This window comes from Thermostilla marina, from assembly GCF_054657455.1.
On the sequence record NZ_BAAHYR010000001.1, the window covers coordinates 3,388,772 to 3,410,316 of the forward strand.

The 21,545-nt window shown below is 57.5% G+C and carries 14 protein-coding genes and 1 tRNA gene; 8 read left to right on the forward strand and 7 right to left on the reverse strand.

Annotated features, from left to right (window positions below; translation table 11 throughout):
• Positions 1-66: 66 nt before the first annotated feature.
• Entirely contained in the window at positions 67-576 is a 510-nt protein-coding gene (locus tag ACYQ2I_RS12430) for a MogA/MoaB family molybdenum cofactor biosynthesis protein (RefSeq protein ID WP_460167341.1), read from the reverse strand.
• A 147-nt stretch (positions 577-723) separates the two neighbouring features.
• Here ACYQ2I_RS12430 and ACYQ2I_RS12435 point away from each other — a divergent pair, with 147 nt between their 5' ends.
• Positions 724-1,968: a hypothetical protein gene (locus ACYQ2I_RS12435; protein WP_460167342.1), complete on the forward strand. Its 1,245-nt coding sequence runs from the start codon at positions 724-726 to the stop codon at positions 1,966-1,968.
• A 59-nt stretch (positions 1,969-2,027) separates the two neighbouring features.
• On the opposite strand, the gene ACYQ2I_RS12440 is transcribed toward ACYQ2I_RS12435, so the two are convergent.
• From ACYQ2I_RS12440 to ACYQ2I_RS12465, 6 genes are all read right to left on the reverse strand, one after another.
• A complete protein-coding gene (locus tag ACYQ2I_RS12440; protein ID WP_460167343.1) occupies positions 2,028-3,377 on the reverse strand; it encodes a hypothetical protein in 1,350 nt (449 codons plus the stop codon).
• A 233-nt stretch (positions 3,378-3,610) separates the two neighbouring features.
• Positions 3,611-4,840, reverse strand: a complete 1,230-nt coding sequence (locus ACYQ2I_RS12445; protein ID WP_460167344.1) for a tetratricopeptide repeat protein — start codon at positions 4,838-4,840, stop codon at positions 3,611-3,613.
• Between the two features lie 87 nt (positions 4,841-4,927).
• The gene (locus ACYQ2I_RS12450; RefSeq protein WP_460167345.1) at positions 4,928-7,183 is read right to left on the reverse strand and encodes a glutamine amidotransferase; all 2,256 of its coding nucleotides are present in this window, start codon (positions 7,181-7,183) and stop codon (positions 4,928-4,930) included.
• Between the two features lie 25 nt (positions 7,184-7,208).
• On the reverse strand, positions 7,209-9,464 hold the full coding sequence (locus ACYQ2I_RS12455) for a BatA domain-containing protein (protein WP_460167346.1): 2,256 nt from the start codon (positions 9,462-9,464) through the stop codon (positions 7,209-7,211).
• 21 nt (positions 9,465-9,485) lie between these two features.
• Positions 9,486-10,382 (reverse strand): DUF58 domain-containing protein, encoded by an 897-nt coding sequence (locus tag ACYQ2I_RS12460; RefSeq protein ID WP_460167347.1) that lies wholly within the window; start codon positions 10,380-10,382, stop codon positions 9,486-9,488.
• Positions 10,383-10,432: 50 nt separating this feature from the next.
• Positions 10,433-11,407 (reverse strand): AAA family ATPase, encoded by a 975-nt coding sequence (locus ACYQ2I_RS12465; RefSeq protein ID WP_460168415.1) that lies wholly within the window; start codon positions 11,405-11,407, stop codon positions 10,433-10,435.
• Positions 11,408-11,912: 505 nt separating this feature from the next.
• Between ACYQ2I_RS12465 and ACYQ2I_RS12470 the strand changes: the two genes are divergently transcribed.
• The 7 genes from ACYQ2I_RS12470 (at position 11,913) to ACYQ2I_RS12500 (ending at position 21,019) form a co-directional block, all read left to right on the forward strand.
• Positions 11,913-14,276, forward strand: coding sequence for a DUF4159 domain-containing protein (locus ACYQ2I_RS12470; protein WP_460167348.1), 2,364 nt, complete (start codon positions 11,913-11,915; stop codon positions 14,274-14,276).
• 342 nt (positions 14,277-14,618) lie between these two features.
• A tRNA-Arg gene (locus tag ACYQ2I_RS12475) sits at positions 14,619-14,691 on the forward strand.
• 249 nt (positions 14,692-14,940) lie between these two features.
• A complete protein-coding gene (locus ACYQ2I_RS12480; protein ID WP_460167349.1) occupies positions 14,941-15,693 on the forward strand; it encodes an RHS repeat-associated core domain-containing protein in 753 nt (250 codons plus the stop codon).
• 102 nt (positions 15,694-15,795) lie between these two features.
• Positions 15,796-17,358: a transposase gene (locus ACYQ2I_RS12485; protein WP_460167350.1), complete on the forward strand. Its 1,563-nt coding sequence runs from the start codon at positions 15,796-15,798 to the stop codon at positions 17,356-17,358.
• Positions 17,359-17,370: 12 nt separating this feature from the next.
• Positions 17,371-18,573, forward strand: coding sequence for an ABC-three component system protein (locus ACYQ2I_RS12490; protein WP_460167351.1), 1,203 nt, complete (start codon positions 17,371-17,373; stop codon positions 18,571-18,573).
• 2 nt (positions 18,574-18,575) lie between these two features.
• Positions 18,576-19,073 (forward strand): three component ABC system middle component, encoded by a 498-nt coding sequence (locus ACYQ2I_RS12495; RefSeq protein ID WP_460167352.1) that lies wholly within the window; start codon positions 18,576-18,578, stop codon positions 19,071-19,073.
• On the forward strand, positions 19,070-21,019 hold the full coding sequence (locus ACYQ2I_RS12500) for a DUF3732 domain-containing protein (protein ID WP_460167353.1): 1,950 nt from the start codon (positions 19,070-19,072) through the stop codon (positions 21,017-21,019). The genes ACYQ2I_RS12495 and ACYQ2I_RS12500 overlap by 4 nt, the downstream gene beginning before the upstream one ends.
• Positions 21,020-21,545: the final 526 nt, after the last annotated feature.

A 21,545-nucleotide genomic window follows, 5' to 3' on the forward strand; every position in this document is an offset into this window, starting at 1 on the left:
GTCGAACGGTCAAGGCCGGTATCGATGCAGCAAGATAGCTCGCCGTCGGCTGTCGACACGAGGCATCTATCTTCGGGCCTCGCGAAGCAGGTGGCCCAGTTCGGGCAGAATGAGTTCTTGGATCGCCGTCCGCACACCACCCGGAGAACCGGGCGTCGTCACGATCAGCGTCGTCCCGATCAATCCGGCCGTTGCGCGACTGAGCATCGCCGCCGGACCGATTTCCCGGAAGCTGAGCATCCGAAACAGTTCGCCGTAGCCGGGTATTTCGCGTGTAATGAGCCGCGATACCGTCTCGTAGGTGTGATCGCGACTGCCCAGTCCGGTTCCCCCCGTCAGGAAGACAGCATCGACGTCATCACGACGCACACAATCGTTGACGACCGTTTCGATCCTTGCCGGGTCGTCCGGGATGATCGTACGATCGACAACCTCGTGTCCACCTGTCCGCAAGAGCGACTCCAGAACGTCGCCCCCTTTATCGGTCTGTCGGGTGCGCGTGTCGCTGACGGTGACGACCACGCAACGTACGACGCGGGGAGCCTCTTTCCGGTGTTCTTCGGGCACACTCGTCACGCCAATTGCCTCCGATGACAAGATACGGCACCGACACCCTGTGGCGCCTCGACGAGATTTTCATTGTTGGCGGGAACCGGGCGCTCCTATACTACATCTAAGGGATGAGAAATCAAAGGCGACCTCCCTCTGCTGGAGGGGAACAACATGAATGTGCGAATTCTAGGCGTTGTCACGGCGGCGATATTCGCTTTCGGCACGGAATCGTACGAATTGTGCCTTGCCGACAGCGTCACCTTACCTACCGGCGTCGTGATCGAGGGAACTATCGAAAGCGAGGACGGCGAACCCGAAATTCGTATCCGCACCCCCGAAGGTGTCTTACTGTCTTTCGAACGCACGCAAATCGATAAGATTGAGCGGTTGCGACCGGACCAGCGAGAATACCTCTCGATACGGGAAACCACTCCTGACACCGTCGAAGGCCATCTGGAACTGGCGCAGTGGTGCGCCGAACACTATCTGACCGACGAGCGTCGCGCGGAACTGCGTCGCGTGCTCCAGCTCGATCCGGACAATGCCCGCGCTAGAGCCTTGTTGGGGTACGTCAAAACCGAAGACGGGTGGAAAACCCGCGACGAAATCATGCGAGCCCAAGGCTACGTCCGGTACAAGGGCCGTTGGATGTTACCACAGGAGGTGCAGATTCTCGAAGAACGTGAAGCACAAGACGAAAAGCGAAAGGAATGGACCAAAAAGATCCAGTTGTGGCTGACCTGGTTGGGCACGGAACGATCTCGCGTGGCCGAAGAATCGCTTCAGTCGATTCGTGATCCGGTCGCCGTCCCCCCGTTGTTGAACGCCTTGAAGAATTCACAGGATGATCACGTAAGGCTCATGCTCGTCGACGTGCTCGGCCAAATCCCTTCCGCCGAATCGCTGCGAGCCTTGGCCTTCGTCGCCATTGAAGATCCGCTGGAAGAAGCCCGATTGCGAGCAATCGAGATTCTCAAGAAGCAGCCTTCCGACGAAATCGTTGCGTTTTTCACTTCTCAGCTACGCGGAAACGAACTCACACGAGTCCATCGGGCCGCCGTGGCCTTGCGCGAGCTGGGGGATCCGTCTGCGATCCCCGCCCTGATCGACGCGTTGGTCATGACGATCAAGGTTCGCGTCCCTCAGTCGGGGGCGGGCACCTCGGCCTCCTTCGCTACCGACGGAAGCAATCGCTTGCCCGGACTGAGTTTCGGCGGAAACACCCCGAAGTATGTAAAGCAAGAAGTCATGAACCGCCCGATTCTCGAGGCCCTAGTCGATTTGAGCGGCGGTGTGAATTTTGGGTTCGACGAAGCGCGATGGCGTGCCTGGTACGCGCAGCAGCGCCGCGCCCAAGCGCAATCGGCCCTTCAGAATCGCCGCGCCGAAGCAACCGCCGAACCTGCCACGCCGTAGACCGCTCGACGATTCGACATGCGCATTGAGGATCGCACGCGACCGGCCGACTGCGTTGTCTAATCGCGTGATTTACGCCGACGGCCGAAGAAAACCTGCCGCAACCACTGGATGGGATCCCTTCCTTCGGGAATTGGGGCAAACCAACGTTCCGGAACGGTCCGCTCGGCCGTTCGATCGATGAGCGTCGGCCGAAAGATAACCAGCACGAGACTGGGCAGAAACCACGCCATGTAGATGCCGCCCTGGTAACCGTGGACAAATTGGCAACCGATCAGGATCGACGTGGTTCCCGAAAGAAGGTTACCGAAGTCTTTCTCCAGCGGCCACAGCCCCAAACTGATCACCAGCACCGCCAATGTGGCCAGAATCGGGATACGCAGGGCGGGCGCATGGTACTCCCAAAACCCGTCGAGGCCCGCAGACGAAAGCAAGCCGCGTCCGAACAACGCCGCCACCCCTTCACGAAACAACGTCCCACCGCCCCATAGCGCCCATTGCAGCAGGACCAAACACCCGAGAGCCGCAACGACGCCGAACAAAAACCGCAGCAACCCGCGTTTTCGATAAAATCCGGCCCAAAGCGGAACCAAGGCTACCGGATAAAACACGATCATCGAGGCGCCGATCAACAATCCCGAAATGACCGGCCGCCGATAGGTCGCCACAGCCCAAACGAGAAACGCCCCCGGCAAGATATGATCGAGCCGCAAGGTAAACTGAGCCGTATACGGTAAGAGCAAATACAACGCAGCGGCGGCGATCCCCCCCTGAAAATTGTCGAAATGCCACGTACCGATCACGATCAGCCCGATAACGATCGCAAAGTGCGCCAACACGGCCACCACCTTGATGCCGGTCCCCACCCCCTGCGAAGCAAACTTGGCAGCTTCCGCTCGGTCCACAAAGGCACCCGCTACCGGGACACCGGCGAACCGGTAAAACGGTAGAAAACCGGGCACACGCGGCAACGGTTCTTCTGCCGCATCCGCCTGGGGGTCACCTTCGGCAACGGCAGTTTCGGGGTCGAACCATCGGGTGGGTTCCACCTGAACGGCGCGCTCGGTAAATACACTCGCAATCAAGAAGGCAAACAATGCCAAAACGGTGAATGTGATGCCGTCGGAAGAAAGGTTCGGTGCGACCAGCGGACGGCGTCTCAACGCGGGATCGATCATCAATCGAATCAAGAAAAGGACGAGAACGCCGAACAACCACAAGTACGCTGCCGACTCGGGCCCGTGCCGTAACAACAACAATCCCGGCGCCAACGCGATCAAACCGATCAGGTCGAGATTACGGATACTGAAAAATCGATAAAACCGGAAATATATACCGATCGTCATCAACGACGAGACATACAGCCACGTCGTCGGGTCCATGCGATATTGTTCGATGAGCGTGGACATGATAGACGATCGCGTCGGTTCGATCCGCTGTGTTCAACCCCGGTCGAAAAGGCGAGGATTCGCCGTTCCATCGTCGATCTATCGACCCCAAAGGGCTCAAACTGGCCGTATTTCCCTCTGTTGATTGGAAAACCCCCTCGACCGTGGGCAAATTGTGTCGATTGCGAGGAACTCGCAGGAGTATCTTGCCTGACTTTCGAGCATATTCGCCGACGGATCCCATGCGGCTTTCGTCAATGTTCCAACCCCAACTCCGCCTTCGCCTGAGCCGCCCAGGGACTTTCCGGCGCCAAGGCAAGAAACTGTTGCCAATGGACGACGGCCTCTTCTTCTCGGCCCATGTCGGTCAGGGTTTTTGCCAGCAAGTAGTGTGCATCGGCGTAATCGGGGTGAAAGGCCAAGGCCCCACGAAAGGCTGCTGCCGCGAGTTCCAGGTCCCCCAATTCGGCGAGGACGCACCCAAGATTCGCCCGGGCCTCGACGAAATCTTCATCGATTTCGAGCGCTGCCAGGTAACGCTCGCGCGCACCGTGTAAATCGCCTAATCGATAAAGTAGTTCGGCTAAACGGAAACACAACTCGCTGTTCGGCCCGCCTGCCGCCAACGCGGCACGATACATGTCGGCCGCTTCAGCGAGTCGACCGTGATCTTCCAGATCAAGAGCCATTTCGACCAGTTCATCGACGCTCGGTTTTTGTTGCTCGACGCCCCCGACTTCGGCCAAGATCCCGGTCAGCGACACCACGTTCGGTTCCTCGTGGTTGTCCGCCGACTCCTCTTGAGCGAGCCGCTCTGCGGCCTCGAAGTCGAAGTGTTTCTGCCCCTTGGCGTCGATCAATCCTTCACCGCTTCGCAAGAGGATTTCTTTGCCTTCGACGATGATCGACAACTGCGCCAAGGAACGGGCAAGATCGGGCACGAACTTGGCCAAACCCGTCAGTTTCTTCTCGATCATCGAAGGCGACATGCCAGCGGCCAACAGTTCCGCCAGACGCCGGGCCGTCACGACCTCGCGATAGTCGAAATAGGGTAGCTTGTGGACTTCTCGAATCGGGGTAATCAAACCACGGCGATGCCATCGCCGAACCACCGAAACGGGAACGCCGATCAACTCGGCCAGCATGGCGGGTGTATACAGCTTCTGGACCTGATCCTCCTCATCGATCAGGCCCAGCCGCCGCCACAACTCCGTCTCCGTGAGGATTTCCAGGCGGCCTTCTTCAATTGCCTGAAGCGCTCGACGATCGAGGAACTCGCTCCAATCGGGCGAGTCGGTCCACGATAAATCCTGTTCCCCCAGGACCAACCAATCGATCTCACCGTCGGGCCGGTCGACGACCACTGCTCCCTTTTCGCGCAAGCGTCGCGTTGCGTCGCGCCGCGACATTCCCGCCAATCGGCCGAGAAAGGCCACGCGACGCCCTTCCACGTTCTCACATGAAGGCACGTTGGAAGCGTCCATGATCGTACGATTTCATCCGGCACCGACGCCTGACGCTCCACAGTTTACCCTAGGAAGGCAAGATTGTGGCGCAATGGCGTCGGCGGTTCATACCAGTCCCCAATGCTTGCGGAGAATCCATTCGGCCGTCATCAAGCCCACGAAAAGTACCAGCATCCACCAAGTGTCCCACAGGGGCTTTCGCGTCTCCAGGGGGACCTCCAAATCCTCTGCCGAGTCCAAAAGTCGTTTCAGCAGATCCCCTAATTCTTCAGGAGGGACGACTTCGCCGCCGGAAAGCCGGGCCAACTCTTCGAGCAAGAGAAGATCGGCTGCCGGCCGTTCCAGCTCCAAGTCCTGTTTCAACACGATGAAACGACCTTCGTCTTGGCCGAACGACCGGCCGTCCTCAAGGGCCCGAACGCGAACCGTGTAGTCTCCGGGACTATCCGTTTGCCGAATTGTCCCTTTCCACCGATCGTCGACGCGTCGCACCTCGACCGGTTCGGTCGACCCGTCCGGCCGCAGCAGCTCCACCTCGAAACGGGCCGTCTCGATCGGATTGCCCATCGGATCGTTGGCCCCGACTTCGAACGGGACGGTCTCGCCCAAGGGCACGCGGCGGCGATCGATGCGCACCCAAACCTCGTTCGTTTGCGATTCGTCCATCTGGGCCAGCCAGAGGACGGCTTGTCGCCAAAAACGCTTGTGTTCCCGGTCGAACCCGTGCATCCACCAACGCCATGTCGAATCGCCGGCGAAGCCAAGCACGCGTCCCCGCCCGTAACTTTGGGCGACGAGCAGCGGATGGTTGTCTTGATCGACGGCCAAGATCACCGCCCCCGGCTTTACGTTGGAAAACCGATTGGCACCGTCGAGCGGTGGGAGCCGCTGCCACACGGCCTCGGCCGATTGTGGTGTCGGAGCCAGCATCAGCAGGTAGTGATTGCGACCGATCAACGTGGGCGCCATACGCAACGGTCCGGGCCAGTGCAGGTCCTTGCGTATCGGTTCGTCCGGGTCTTGACGCTCGAAACGATTCATTACCACCGGCAACACCTCGGCCAAGGGAGTTTCGGCATAACCGCCGGCTCCGAAACTCTGAAAGCCCCCAAGCATCATCAAGCCTGCGCCCTTCTCCACGGCATCCCGGATCACCTCCAATTCTTCTTGTCGGAACCACGTTGAATCGACGTCGCCGATCAAGAAAACGTTGATCTCGCGGGATTTCACTTGTTCCGCAAAATCTGCGGGCCGCCCCGCCTCGTCAGGTGCCGCCAAGCGCACGTAATCAACTGCAATTTCAGGCGAGGCATCGAGCGATGCCCGCAAGAATCGCTGTTCGGGCCGTAACGATCCTTCCACATACAAGACATGGATCCCCCCCTCGAGGACCCGAACGAGCGTGCTTTGACTGTTGTTCGTCGATGCCGTTTCACTCGGATCCGGTTCAATCTCGACGGTCGCTTTCCATTCCCCCGGCGTGGTCGGTTGATATTGGAAACGAACGGGAATCCGCTGTTCGGCCTCGTCGATGGTGATCGTTTGCTCGGCAACCGGCTCCATCGTTCCCGGTTGCGTCTCGAAGAGCAACCTGACGACGGCCTGTCGGTTGGCAAAGCCGGTTGCGCGCACATGTGTCGTCACGTGCAAATAGTTGTTCACGAATACGCGGTCGTCGGCCAATATGTCTTCGACCGCCAAATCTCGCGCGTCCTCGGCCGCGCGTGTCTTGCCCAGCCGAATCGGGTAGATCCTTTGCCCCACGCTTCCCATGCGTGTTGCGATTGTTTGAGGCGGCACGTCGTTTGGAAAAATCGCGCGTTGTGCGCCGTCGCTCAACAAAATGACGCCCAACAAACGCTTGCCCGCCGCCTGCCGGTTCAATTCTTCAAGCGCCCGTCCGATTGCCGTCTGTGAGCCTTCAGGGGATTCCGGCAATCGAAGCCGGCCGTTTTCCAAGGCAACCGGCTCGACGTTCTCGGAAAACGTGTACGCCTGTACGTCGAAATTCTCGGCGAGCCGTTTCAGTTCGTTATCGGCTTCGGCCAAAATATTCGCGGCCCGTTCGTAACGCGTTGCACCGTTTAGCTCGTCGGCCACCGACATACTCTTCGAGTCGTCTACCAAAATGGCAATCGACGCCGAAATCCTACTGTAAGACGTGTAAATCAACGTCGGCCGTAGGAGCAAAACGATCAGCAACACGAACGTCATCCACCGCAATGCCACGAGGACGAATCGACGTCGTCGCGGCTCAACCTCTTGCGGCGTGACAAGCCATACAACCGCGGCCAGCGCGCAAGCGACAAGCAACGCAAGCCAAAGGCTCTCGCCGATCGGGTTGAAGACCAGTTGCGGCATCAGGGCATCCGACGATCAATTCACATCACACGCTCGCGGCAGTTGGTTGCCGGTAGAACCGATTAGCCAAAAACCATTCCGCGGCGAATACTAGCGTTATGAGCAAGACGATCCACGGCGTGAGATTCGTTCCTGCTCGTCCCTTCGTGACCTCGCGAATGAGTTGTTCTCGATTTCGAGTAGTGCGCGTCACATCCTTTCCCAGATCGGCCACCAGGTTCTTGATCTCGACACGTGTCAAGTCGGTAACCTCCGGCGGCAACTCGACGGCAAAGGCGTCACGGAACCCGGTCGTTCCGCCGGCCTCGACCCGATAACAGCCCGGATGCGAGGTTGCGGTCACGACCAAGCGTCGCTTTTCCCGATCGGGCGTCAGCTTCAAGGAAGGGGGCGGCAAATCATCCCGGAAGGGGTTCCGTGGAATCTGCAAGACGTAACCGTTGAAATGCGCAAATTGATCGGGCAAGTCGATGACGACTGTCTCCCCGGCAAGGTAATTCACACGACGCCCGGTTCCACCTGCCAGATACGCTGCCGTTTCGTTCACCAAGATGAAGAACGGCCATGCCTCACCGACCGGCAGCAGGTTCCACGGGGCCTCGTCCGGCCGATCCGAGAGCGGCGTGGTAAACACGACGACGCGCCCCTTACCCAGCCGTCGCTCCAGGATAGCCGGTCGATCGTCGTCGTACGACGCTACGACTCGCACGTCTTCCGGAATCTCATCCAACACCCAGTAACGAAACACGGGAAATTGATGCCAAGGGATCGTACCCGCGACGGACCGAAAACTTTTCAACACGGGATGTTGATAAACGCGCGGCGCCAGCATGAAAGGCGAGTCTCCCGCGCGTGCTTGCACGAGCAATCGGCCGGGCAAGACCCGTTGCGCTGCCGAACCGTGGAACGCTTCAACGGCGGAAGCACGCCTGCCCAATGCGATCGCCAAACCATGACCGCTTTCGACGTACTCGGCCAAGCGCGTCCATAGGGCGTCCTCCATGGGTGCCGGATCCAGCACGAAAACGGCATCGTACACATCGAGTTTCTCGCTTCCCAATGCACGCTGCGATACGACTTGCGTCTCGAACCGCGCACGACCGATGCGACGAAGAACCTCCGGTGCCAATGCCTGATCGAGAAAGACGGCGTAATGCTCAGGGGGATCGGGTGCCGCGATGAGCACCGACGCAGGCGGCCGAACCTCGAACGCAAACCAACGACGGTTGTCGCACGGAAGCGCGTCGTCCTCACCGATCTCGACGAACCCGACGTGCACGCCCGCATCGAACCCGCCGACGGCAAACGAGGCCCTCATCGATTCACCATTTTCGAGCGACACGGACTGCTCGCCGCGTTTTTCGTACAGAACGCCGTCTACTTCGCGTCGATCACCCGAAGCGTCCATCGCCTCACGAGGCGACGGTGCGCCGTCACCGGTCACACGTGTATCGAGTGTGTCGCTGATATACAAAGAAAGCGTGCGATTCCCCACCTCTCCTTGAGCATTCACATCCACATCGATTTGGACGGGCGTTCCCCGTGCCACAGTTTCGCTGTGCGGCGCAACCTTGGTCAAGGCCGCATTGACGGGCTCCTCAACACCGACATCGATCAGGTATACCCCTACATCGCCCAAGTCGGCGATTGTCTGCTTGAGCTTCTTGCGCGCCTGCGGCGGCCACGAGGCCCCGGCAAAATCGGTAAACACGTAGATTTCTCGACGAGTCAATTCGCTCGACCGAAGCAAGCCGGCCGCCCGTGTAAGCACATCCGTCAAAGGCGACGGCGCCGCCGTAATCGCCAAATGCTCGATTCGATGCTTCGCCGCGCCGCGATCGATCGAAAAATTCTGCGGTGACGTCTCGCTGTCGAATACGGCGATCTCACTATCGCGAGGCAATTGCCGCAACAGCCATGTTCCTTGTTCTTTCGCCGCTTCCAACCGCGTCCGGTTTTCAAAGCGATAAAGCATGCGCGGCGACGTGTCGAACACCAGCGCCGCTGCGACGGGCGCCTCACCAGAACCCGGAGCCGACCATTTCACGGTCGGTTGTGCCAGCACCAAGCCCAGCAGCACGAAGAGAAGCGTCCGCAACGCGAGCAACAAAAGGTGACGCAACCGCATACGCCGCCGGTTTTGTTGGAATCGGGATCGCACCAGAAGCAACGCCGGAAATGGAATCCGCTGCGGTTTGCGGCGCATCATCAGATGCAGCACCACCGGGACGGCGGCCAGGCCGAGTCCAATCCATGCAAAAAACGGCGTTACGAACGTCATGAGAGTCTTATTCTTACGACGTCATCCGCGCGCGCGACGACGTAGCAGAAATTCCATCAAGGCCTTGTCGAACTGCATGCTCGTATCGAGCGGAACGTAGTCGATGCCTGCGCGAAAGCATTCCCGGCGATATGTTTCTCGAAAACGGGACAGCTCCTCCAGGTAGTCGGCCCGGATCGAGGCACCGTCGACTTGAACGCGTCGCAACGTCTCCGGATCCTCGAGCTCCAGCAATCCGCGGAACGGAAAACGGACTTCGGCTTCGTCCAGAATATGAAACACGATCACATCGTGGCCCCGATGGCGCAGACGATACAATCCCTGCATCACCGCTTCGGGTTCGTTCAGCAAATCGGAAAACACCATGACCAAGCTCGCGCGGCGAAGAATGGCGGCCATCTGCGCCAGGCTGCCGGGGATGTCGGTCTCACCCTCCGGTTCCAACTTGGCCAAGACCGACAACACACTCCCTAAATGCCCCCGGCGTGATTTCGGCGGCAGGCTTTTGCGAATCTTTTCGTCGAACACCCAAAGCCCGACCGGATCCTGTTGGTGGATCATCAGGTAGCACAACGCCGCGGCCAGACAAATCGCATAATCGAATTTCGTCGACGCTTGCCGGTACGTGTAACCCATCGACCGACTGCTGTCGACCGCCAGATAGCCGGTAATGTTCGTCTCAGCTTCGAACTTCTTGACGTAATACTTGTTCGTCTTCGCGTATACCAGCCAGTCGATATCCTTGGGATCGTCGCCGGGGGTGTATTTGCGGTGTTCACTGAACTCGACCGAAAACCCTTGAAACGGGCTGGCGTGCAACCCGTGCAAAAATCCTTTCACGATGAACTGCGCGCGTAGATCCAGCCGCTTGATCTGGCGAGCGACTTCCGGCTTGAGATAACGTTCTACGGTGCTCATGGGCCGCCGAGGCAAATACGGCTTGCCGGTAATACAACCGACATAAAAGATCAACCGGCGTGGGCTTCCTTGTCGTCATACTTCGGAATGACCGGAGGCGGGACGATCTCGACCAACCGCCGAATGATGTCCTCGGTCGTCATGCCTTCCGCCTGCGCCTGAAAATTCGCGGCGATACGGTGGCGCAAAACCGGTACGGCAAGACGTTGCACATCTTCGATCGATACGGCAAACCTTCCGTCCATTGCGGCCAGCGCTTTGCCGCCTTGGATCAGGAATTGTCCGGCGCGGGGCCCCGCTCCCCAATCGACCAATTCGCGGACCAACTCGGGCGCCGAAGGATCTTTCGGACGCGTCGCCCGCACCAACGCCGCTACGTACTGCACGACGTACTTGCTCACCGCGACCGAGCCGACCAACTTCTGAATATTCAAGATCGACTTCGCCGACAAAATCTTGCGCACCTCCACGCGTTCGCTGCGCGTCGTGCGGGCAAGAATCTGCTCCTCTTCTTCGCGGGTCGGATAGTCGATCTTGATGTTGAACATGAAACGGTCCAACTGTGCCTCCGGCAGCGGATACGTTCCTTCCTGCTCGATCGGGTTTTGCGTGGCGATCGTGAAAAACGGATCGGGCAGCGGATAGGTCTTTTGCCCGACCGTCACTTCCCGTTCCTGCATCGCCTGGAGCAGCGCCGCCTGCGTCTTCGGCGGCGTGCGGTTGATCTCGTCGGCCAATAGAATGTTCGTGAAGATCGGCCCCTCGACGAAACGAAAGTATCGCTTGCCCTGGTCGTCTTCCTCCAACACGTTCGTTCCCGTGATGTCCGAGGGCATCAAGTCGGGCGTGAATTGGATCCGTTTGAAGTCGATATCCAAGATGCGGGCGAGCGTGCTCACCATCAATGTTTTGGCCAACCCCGGCACACCCTCCAGAAGGCAGTGCCCTCGCGTGAAAATCGCCGCAAACAATTGCTCGATCACCGCCGATTGGCCGACGATGACCTTTTGCAATTCCTCCTGCATCACGCGACGATGCTGAGCAAATTCCTGGAGAACGTCGCCTAAGTTGCGTGGTTTTCCGCTCAAGCTCGCACCTCTATCGATTCCGAATCGCCCACAAAACTTCGCCCGTCACCGCTTGAATACACGGATCAGTCACTTGCATTGTACGGACTTCTCACTCCCTTGCCGACACACGGTCGCGTCACAGCCGACCACCGGATCGGTGACGAAGCAGCCGACTTTGCCGATCTTGCCTGATTTTTCTGTTTTTCCTATCGGTCGGTCGCATCGGTCGGGAATGATCGAATCTCATCCCCTATCTTCGGTCAGCTTTTGGCTGACGGTTCGACGGGAATTGCCGTACAATGAGGGCGATCGGCTTGGCTCACGTCGATTACACCGGTTGGATCGTCTGGAATCGACGCAGAGTGCCTGACAAACGTGGCGTTAAAGGGATGGGCTCGCAATGCCGTACCGGAAGGTAAATGGAGTTTCGAGATCTTGCCGTGCGGCGCCGATCGCCGGCGTGGCCCTGGCGATCCTGTTTGCCGCAGCGGCGACACGGCCGGTCTTCGCGCAACCGACAGCCGAAGAATTGCCTCGTCGAATTCAGCAAGCCATCCAGGACGGCGTCGAATTCATCAAAGGAAAGCAAAACGCGAACGGTTCATGGGCCGAAATGGCCGGCCAACCTTGCGGCGTATCGGCGCTCTGCACGCTTGCGTTGTTGTACGCCGGCGTCCCACCGGACGATCCCGTTGTCCAAAAGGCACTGACCTATCTACGGAGCTACTCAGCCGAAGAAATCGATGCTACCTATTCGGTGGCGTTACAGACGATGGTTTTCTGTCGGGCGTCGCCCGAGCGGGACCGAGCCGCCATCCTCGACAACGTGCGCTGGTTCGAAAAGACACAAGTCAAAGAACCGCCCCTTGCCGGAGGCTGGTCCTATCCCGGCCTTGTTCCCGACAATTCGAACAGCCAGTTCGCTTTGCTGGCTCTTTACGAAGCCGAACGCGCCGGCGTCCCCGTTTCGGCGGAAACCTGGCAACGTGCCGAAAAGTACTGGGAGCGAATGCAGAATTCCGACGGCTCGTGGGGTTATCGGGCGGGCCAGCCCGGGACCGGCAGCATGACCTGCGCCGGTCTGGCTTCGCTCATCATCGCCCGCAAAATGGCATTGCCACCGGGCGCTCGTGTCGAAGGCGACAGGATCGATTGCTGCCGTCCTGCTGAAGCGGAAGACGATGCCGTCCGCCGCGGGTTGGCCTGGCTTGCACAACACTATTCCGTTGCGGTCAATCCCGGGGTCGGCGAAGAATGGCTCCTCTATTACCTGTACGCCCTCGAGCGTGTCGGGAGGCTCTCCGCTCTACGATTCATCGGAGAGCACGACTGGTACCGCGAAGGTTCGGCGCAACTACTGAAACTCAAAACAGGTCGCATCGGCGATGCCGGCGGCGCGTCGCTCAGCGAAGGCTGGGTCGGTCCCTCGCGGACGGTGGAACAGGATTCCCGTATCGCCACCAGCTTGGCACTGTTATTCTTGGCCAAAGGACGACGACCGATCTTGATCGCCAAGATGAAATTCGCCGCTGCGCCTACCTGGAATCGCCATCCCGCCGATCTGACCAACTTGACGGCGTTTTGCGAATCCCGATGGAAAATGGACCTCTCGTGGCAAACCGTGGATTTCCAAGCGGCAACCGTCGAGGATTTACGTCAATCTCCCGTCCTCCACTTTTGCGGCTACGATTTCCCCCCGGCCGACGATCCGCAGTCGCTTGAAATCTTGGCCCGAAAACTCAGGGCATATGTCGATCGGGGCGGATTCGTCGTCGGGGAACCGGCATGTCCCGGCGGCACGTTCGACCGCGGTTTTCGCAAGCTGCTCGAAACGGCCTTTCCCGAACCGGAGTACCGACTGAAGCTCCTGCCGCCGGAACACCCGATTTGGCGTGCAGAAGCCCCCGTTCCCCCGAAATATCTGCGTCCCATGTTGGGGATCGAATTCGGTTGTCGGACGAGCGTCGTCTACCTGCCCGACGATTCAGGACGCCCGGCGTTGTCGTGCTTGTGGGAACTGGCCGGAGTCGGACGAGAGAATTACGCGCCGGAAGTGCAAGCGCAAATCGATGCCGCGCTCGGCATCGGGGTCAACATTTTGGCGTATGCCACGGATCGAAAGCTGGAATACAAATACGCGTTCTTCCAATCGCCGTCGAGAACAACACAACAAGGCGAAATCCGTCGCAATGCCCTCGCCGTGGCGTCACTGCGACACCCGGGAGGATGTACGGTCGCGCCCCGCGCGTTGTCCAACTTGCTCGAATATGCCGAAAAGGAACTTCATCTCCGCGTGCGTGCGGTAGAAGACGAATTGGACATCACCGACCCGGCATTGTTCGACCATCATCTGGCGTTCATGCACGGCCGGAACGGCTTCCGCTTGACCGAGGCCGAACGCAAACAACTGCGCATGTTCGTCGAACGCGGCGGCACGATCTTGGGGGACGCTGTGTGTGCGAATCAAGCGTTCGCCTCGTCGTTCGCCCAGGAAATGTCCGCCATCTTTCCCGAACACCCGCTGGAACCGATTCCGCCGGACGACCCGCTGTTCTCGCCGGCCTTCGGAGGCTTCGACCTGCGGCAAGTCACCCGACGCGATCCGCAACCCGGCCGCAGCGACGAATCGGTCAACGTTCTCGAACGCAAGGTTCCGCCCGAGTTGCTGGGAATCCGAATCGGCGATCGTTGGGGCGTCATCTTTTCGCCTTACGACCTGAGCTGCGCCCTCGAGAAGCAGAACTCCGTCGAATGCCGAGGATACACGACCGATGACGCCGCACGACTCGGCCTGAATTGCATCCTTTATGCAATGCAGAAATAAACGAACCGCCGTCGGGTGCCGTCGGCGCGTTTCGCACTCCGAAAATTCCCAGCTCCGCACACGAAGGAGCATTTCACGCGGATCGACAATCGCCGACCTTCTCTTTCCGTGAAACCGACGGCGCATGAGCGGTCGTATTGTCTCGTGTCGCATGGCCCCGCGTGCCGAAATGCTGAGGAAAACGACGCGAAGCCGTCCGCCGAAGTCGTAGGCTCGACCGACTTGGCCGTTCCCGGCATGATTTGCTAAAATAGGGAACTTCATGAAGTGCCCGGACAACGTTGTTTGCGTCAATGCAGTGCGGCCGATCAGTTCTCCGCCCGACCGACTGCATTGCAACTTGCGCCTGTAGCTCAGCGGATAGAGCGGCGGTTTCCTAAACCGTAGGTCGGAGGTTCGAATCCTCTCAGGCGTACCTTTCCAGTCAACCCGCAACCCCCGCTCCCCGGCGGTTAGAACCCGTCCCGAGCGGCCAGCGCGAGGGAACGGCGACGATTGCGATCGCAACCCGCGGCGGCATCGCAAGCAACCGCCACCGGACTCCGATACGCGACCGTCAGGGAGCGGCTTCTCCTTCCTCCGATCAGCAGGCGGGCTGCCCGCGTGCGTCTATTGGCAAAATCACCGTCCGAACGAGCCCCGGGCGTAAGCCCAGGGCCCGGCGGTGGACCAGATTCTGGCAGAGGAAGAAGTTGACGGCGGCACGGCGGATTTGGTTCAATGGACCTTGACGGACCACTTGAACACGGTGTGGGACATTGCCAAGTACGATCCGGGCAGTGACATGACCACCGTGGTCAATCACCTCATCTACGACGCCTTTGGCTGGGTGAGGGCCGAGAGTAATCCGGCGGTGGACTCGCTGTTCCTCTTCACCGCCCGTCCCTTCGACCCCGACACCGGTCTTCAAAATAACCTCAACCGCTGGTACGATCCTTCCGTCGGCCGCTGGATAAGCGAGGACCCGATTGGCTTCAACGGCGGTGATGGGAATTTGTATCGGTATGTGGGGAACAATGTGCCGTGTGCTGTTGACCCGGGTGGCCTCGAAAACTTCTACGTGTGCGGTCAGCCTGTACAGCGGCAGGACTGTCAAGGCGAGATAGCACGTACCTGCGGTCTCACCCATGTTGCAATTTATGGCGACAAGAGTGGTGAAATCTACGATGGGTGGTTTGGGCCGAAGCACCCTCTTACTGGGACGGGCCTCCCGCATGGTAAGGGCGTATGGTGCAAGAGACTACACCGCGTTACAGAAATCGTTATTCCAGTGCCATCCACAGTGCCTGTACCGCCAATAGTTCACGATCTGAAGATGAAATGGGGGCCGCCAGGCGTACGAGGTAAGTCATGTCGCACTGCTACAGAAGCTGAGATCAGAGCCTGCCTGCTTGCGAAGCCCGGACGTAACAGTTAGCAGCCCGTTGTAAAACCTCTTTGCAGACTGCGGCTGATTGTAGAAAATAGTGGCACGAACCGGCAAGGAATAAGCCTCTGGGACCAAGATTCTGACGACACAATGCTCGGACGCAGAAAAAGGCTTCGACAGCCGACGCTGTTTATCCGCCGGGATGAAATTCCCGAACCGCCGGGTGCCGCGTTCTATCGCAAGCTGAACGCGCTTCTGGCGAAACACGACTTCGATCAACGAGCAGAAGCACTGTGTGCCCCGTACTATGCCCAAACCGGCCGCCCCTCGACACCGGTCGGGGTGGTAATCCGGATGCTTCTGTTCGGCTTTCTGGAGGGCATCGGTTCGCAACGCGGGATCGCCGCCCGCTGTGCCGACAGCCTCTCGGCCAGAATCTTTTTGGGCTGCGAGATCACGGAACCGACGCCGTGCCACAGCACGCTCAGCCGCACGCGGCAACGCCTGCCGCTGGAGGTCTTTTTCGAGCTGTTCGCCATGGTCGTCGAGATCGCCCGCAAAGAAGGCCTGTTGCGCGGCAAGACCTTGGGCGTCGACGCGACCTTCCTGGAAGGCAATGCGGCCTTGAAGTCACTGCAACATAAAGAGGAAAGAGAAAGCTGGAAGGAGTTTGTCCGCAAGATCTACATGGAAGAGAACCCCGAGGCTGACGAACCGACCGACGACGAGCTGCGTCGTTTCGACCGACAGCGGCAAGACAAGAGGCTTTCGAACCGGGACTGGGAATCGCCGGTCGATCCGGACGCGAGGATCGCCAAGCTGAAAGACGGCCGGACCCACATGGCCTACAAGGCGGAGCACGCGGTCGAAACCGGATCGGGGATGATCCTGGCGGCGGAGGTGTACACGGCCGACACGCCCGACACGACAAGCATCGAACAGACGCTGCAGGCGGCGGACAAGGTTGCGATCAAGGCGGACACCGAACCGGCCGAGGAGGTCGTTGCCGACAAGGGCTATCACAAGGCGGAAACGCTTTCGCAGTTGCAACACGTAAAGGGTTGGCGGACATACATTCCGGAAAAGCGTCTTCGGCACAAGCGTCGTTGGACGGACAAGCCGAGCGAGCACGAGGAAGCGTATCGCGCGAACCGCCGGCGTTGCCTGGGAGCCCGCGGGAAACGGCTTCAGCGAAAGCGTTCGGAGGTCTGCGAGCGGACGTTCGCGCACGTCTGCGATACCGGCGGTAGTCGTCGGGTATGGCTGCGGGGCCTGACGGAAGTCAGGAAATGGTACCTGGTGCCGGTGATGGGCTACAACCTGGCGGTGATCCTGCGCTTGCTGTTCGGCCTTGCCTCGCCGCGGAGCCTGACTCGCGTCCTCTGTCTTTTCTATTTTGTCATTGCGGCTATTTATCTTCACACCACGTCGCTATTCGGCCGATTGGGCCGCATAAACGGCCATTTGGCGCTTATTTGGCGATATTCGACCTGGCAAGGTCACAACGCCCATTGGTCATTATCCGCCGTCACGCCGCGTCCAAAACCGGCTTGTGCAACGGGCTGCTATGCTTGCGCGCCCGGCACTATCAACATCATTCCGGTAAGTAATGGTGGCAAGAAAGTTCGTTTCTTAAAGCAGTTAAGAGCCAGAGGGCGCAAGATGACCCGGACCAACCTGGATTCAGACTGCGAATGGGGTCTCACGAGATAGCCGGGGTGCACTATGAACGGTCGAACGCCATCTACGTTTTCAGCGGCTCCTTCCGCGACGGGATACTTGTTCCAGTGTCGTTACGCCTTGCTGGAAAGTCTACGGAGACTACGAAAGAATGAGAACTTTGCAGTTTCAGTCGAAACACTAGATGATGTGGTTTTTGAAAAATCTGGAGAGGCTGTTGACCTCCTTCAAACCAAACATCACGTTGCCAGCACTGCCGATCTTACCGATGCATCTCCTGACATATGGAAAACATTTCGGGCTTGGTGTGAGCATTTAGAGAATGGAAGCATACCCGAAGACTCAACGTTTTTTCTTATCACAACATCCTGTGCTCCTGAAGGATCTGCTGCCTACTATCTAAGAATTGGCGAATCGAGGGACGTCGTAAAAGCTATTGAGCGTCTCAACGCGACGGCCGAATCATCCACAAACAAGACCAACACTCGCGCTTACAAGGTATTTCGTAACCTTAGTGCGGAAAAGAAGCGCAATTTTCTTGAAGCCGTCATCGTGCTTGATAACGCTCCCGGTATTTCTGACCTTGACGGGCTTCTTAAAGAGGAATTGTTTCACGCAGTAGACCCACGGTTCTTGGACTCTTTTGTGAGTAGGATTGAGGGTTGGTGGTTTCGGAGAGTAATCAACCAGTTGGTGAGGAATACATCAGAGCCAATTCTCAGCGAAGAACTCTTGGCTGAAGAGGGGCGGTTGCGCGAGCAGTTTAAGCAAGACAACCTGCCAGTCGACGATGACATCATGAATGCAGCAGTGGATGCATCCGGATATCAAGACAGAACATTCGTCCATCAATTGCTGCTAATTGAAATTGGCAACCAACGCATATTTTACGCGATTCGGAACTACTTTAGGGCCTTTGAGCAGCGATCCAGATGGGTTAGAGAAGATCTGCTTTTTGTGGGAGAACTCGATCGGTACGAGGATCGCTTGGTGGAAGAATGGGAACTTTTGTTTGAATCCATGAGGGACGAGCTTGGGGATGGTGCGGCTGAGGAGGCAAAAAAGAAGGCCGCCAGAACACTGTACAAATGGGTAGAAACAAGTAGCCATCGTTCTATTCGCGCTGGTGTTACCGAACCATGTATAGCTCGTGGTACTTATCAAATCCTTGCGGACAAATTACGGGTCGGGTGGCATCCCGAGTTCCTTAAACGCCTCAAGAAGCTGCTGGAACCACAGGAGGCATGAGAATGAAACCGTGGGCCCAACGGACGGTGGAAGAAGCCAACTTACTGAATCCAGCATTCTGCTGTGTTACGCTGACTTCTGCCGTGGTGGGGTACACGGACATTGATAAAGCTGGCATGCCGTACCCTTTGTCCTTCATCATTTTGCCAATTGTTCTACACAAAGAAACCCGTGAGTCACTCCCGCGAACCATGCGGACATCCATGGGCACGTGGCTTCAGGAGAATATGTCAGCTCGCGTTCTATTCCCAGAACGAACGATCTCACTCAAGCCCTATACGCGAGAGGCCATTCTGTTTGCTCTTCTTCATGACTGGTTGTCCATTGGTACAGGGGGTAGATTACAAACGACCAAGAATAACGTGGATGTGGATCGCTTCCTCCGAAGGTTGGGCGATGAGGCAAGGGACTGCATAAAACGGGGCCGCTTCGTTGGAAAGTGGTTTGCTTCCGCTGGCTCGGTACAAACAGTAATGGCACTTTGGGGGATCCGACCATGAGTTTCCAAATACTCGACGTTGTGCTATATGGATTCAATGGCCGTCGAAGATTACTATCGCTCCGTCCTGGAGAACTAAACATTATTACCGGTGCATCGAAGACCGGGAAGACAGCTCTCATAGAAATCATCGATTACTGCCTTGGGAGCAGTGAGTGCAAGATACCGGAAGGTATTATCCGACAATCTGTTGAATGGGTGGGCCTTCGCTTGCAGGTCACGGATGGCCAGGTATTTGTTGCTCGGAGGTTACCTAGACCAGGCGCAAAGGTCTCTGCCGATATCTACTACGATATTAAGACCAAGGTTGAGATTCCTGAATCTTCATCATTAAGGCAGACTATCACTCCAAAAGCTCTCGAATTTCTCCTCTCCCAACATGCTGGCATCGGGGAGAACATTCATGAACCAGGTTTTGGGCAAACTCGTACTGCTCTAACCGCGACCATTCGCCACGCTTTATTCTTCTCGTTTCAGCAACAGAGCGAGGTAATAAGTAATAGGCATCTATTTCACAAGCAAAGCGAGCAATTTATTCCACAGGCAATCAAAGACGTATTACCATATTTCTTGGGCGCAGTTGATGAATATCACGTCGCGAGGGTAGCGGAGTTACGACAACTTCGACGTGATCTCCGAGGCTTGGAACGAAAACTGGCCGAACATGAAGGAATTCGTGGGCGAGGCATCAGTCGTGCCCAGGCACTCCTCAAAGAGGCGCAAGATATTGGCCTGTTTGATGTTAATATCGTCCCTGACACTTGGGAGCAGTGTGTTGAGGCGCTACGGCAAGTCCAAGCATCGCCAGTCGAACCGGAAGAAGAGCTTGCAAGAGAGGGAGATGCATTTGAACGCCTCCATGAAGAGCGGAATACCCTCACCGAGGAACTTCGCCAAATCAAGGATCAGCTAGCCGCTGCAAAGGCACTAGCTTCTGATCGCCAAGGTTATTCGCGTGAGGCTGGTGCCCATGTGCACAGGCTTAAAAGTATACAACTTTTTGATACTGATGAAAGTACCGTTACGCCTGTGTGCCCAGTGTGTCAGGCAAAGTTGCCTGAGGATGCTATTCCCTCTGTAGTGGATTTGGAGCGCTCGTTAAAACAAATAGAAGAACAGGTTCGGTCTGTAGAGGAACGTTCTCCGCAGATGGACCAAGTAATCCGAACACTTCAGGAACGTATGAACGATGTCAAGAGGCGGCTTCGCGAGAACAGGGAGGCTTTGGATGCTGTCCAGGCATCAAATAGGCGCCTGCAGGAGATCCGTGATCGTGCTGCGAGGCGAGCTCATATTCTAGGCAGGATTGGATTGTACTTAGAAAGTTTACCCCACCTTGAGGATAGAAGCGATCTTAACCAGGAAATCGAAGAGCTAAATCATAAGATTTCTGCACTTGAAGCGGAAGTTAGCGACGAAGTAGTTCAGGAGAGGCTAGCGTCTATTATATCCATCATGAGCCGCGATATGAGTGCGTGGGCTCAGGAACTTCAATTAGAGCATTCAGAGTATCCACTTCGGCTTGATATGAAGCGTCTTACGGTGGTGGCAGACACAAAAGATGGGCCAATTCCTATGGAACGAATGGGTAGCGGAGAGAACTGGGTTGGTTATCACTTGATCGCCCACTTTGCCTTGCACAAATGGTTTGTAAACCAGGGGCGACCAGTACCGCGCTTCCTTTTCGTTGATCAGCCGTCACAAGTGTACTTCCCAGCTGATAAAGACGTCAATGGAAGTATGGATGGAATCGAAAATGAAGACCGTGAGGCGGTCGCGCGAATGTATCGGCTATCATTAAGGCTGATTCAAGAACTGAGTCCTAACTTCCAGATGATCGTAACAGATCACGCTGACATAGCTGAGGACTGGTTCCAAAGCTGCGTCGTCGAAAGGTGGCGCAGAGGAAAAAAGCTAGTGCCACCATCTTGGGCAGAAAAAGAATGAGTGTTAAACGAAAACGTGGCTTTGTAGCAAAAGCGAAAGGAATGCTGCGTTTTGATGGGTAGCAGCCCGTTGCACAAGCCGGTTTTGGGCATCGTTTGAGGTCGAATAAGGCCCAGCGGCGGTTTGGACTGCGCGAGGCGGAATATCGCCAAACCGGCGTCACAAAGCCGAGCATGCGGCCCAATCGGCCGAATAGCGACGTGGTGTGAAGATAAACAGTCACCATGACAAAATAGAAAAGACAGAGGACGCGAGTCAGGCTCCGCGGCGAGGCAAGGCCGAACAGCAAGCGCAGGATCACCGCCAGGTTGTAGCCCATCACCCGCACCAAGTAACACTTCCCCAGTTTCGGGCCGCCTCTCCCTGAAAAGACGGTTCCTTGCCGTCACGCCGCTATTCGTTGCAATCAGCCGTGAATCGCATGGAGACGTGTAGCGGGCCGCCATGTCTGCGCGGAACTAAACCAAGATCACGAGCGGTTCACACGCCCCCTTCCCGGAACCGCGCCGTCACGTCCGGAGGTTCG

What these genes read in the sequence shown, in the direction of transcription:
- ACYQ2I_RS12435 (WP_460167342.1), top strand. Translation starts at nt 724, where the DNA reads ATGAATGTGCGAATTCTAGGCGTTGTCACGGCGGCGATATTCGCTTTC.
- ACYQ2I_RS12440 (WP_460167343.1), bottom strand. Translation starts at nt 3,377, where the DNA reads ATGTCCACGCTCATCGAACAATATCGCATGGACCCGACGACGTGGCTG.
- ACYQ2I_RS12445 (WP_460167344.1), bottom strand. Translation starts at nt 4,840, where the DNA reads ATGGACGCTTCCAACGTGCCTTCATGTGAGAACGTGGAAGGGCGTCGC.
- ACYQ2I_RS12450 (WP_460167345.1), bottom strand. Translation starts at nt 7,183, where the DNA reads ATGCCGCAACTGGTCTTCAACCCGATCGGCGAGAGCCTTTGGCTTGCG.
- ACYQ2I_RS12455 (WP_460167346.1), bottom strand. Translation starts at nt 9,464, where the DNA reads ATGACGTTCGTAACGCCGTTTTTTGCATGGATTGGACTCGGCCTGGCC.
- ACYQ2I_RS12460 (WP_460167347.1), bottom strand. Translation starts at nt 10,382, where the DNA reads ATGAGCACCGTAGAACGTTATCTCAAGCCGGAAGTCGCTCGCCAGATC.
- ACYQ2I_RS12465 (WP_460168415.1), bottom strand. Translation starts at nt 11,407, where the DNA reads ATGCAGGAGGAATTGCAAAAGGTCATCGTCGGCCAATCGGCGGTGATC.
- ACYQ2I_RS12485 (WP_460167350.1), top strand. Translation starts at nt 15,796, where the DNA reads ATGCTCGGACGCAGAAAAAGGCTTCGACAGCCGACGCTGTTTATCCGC.
- ACYQ2I_RS12490 (WP_460167351.1), top strand. Translation starts at nt 17,371, where the DNA reads ATGAACGGTCGAACGCCATCTACGTTTTCAGCGGCTCCTTCCGCGACG.
- ACYQ2I_RS12495 (WP_460167352.1), top strand. Translation starts at nt 18,576, where the DNA reads ATGAAACCGTGGGCCCAACGGACGGTGGAAGAAGCCAACTTACTGAAT.
- ACYQ2I_RS12500 (WP_460167353.1), top strand. Translation starts at nt 19,070, where the DNA reads ATGAGTTTCCAAATACTCGACGTTGTGCTATATGGATTCAATGGCCGT.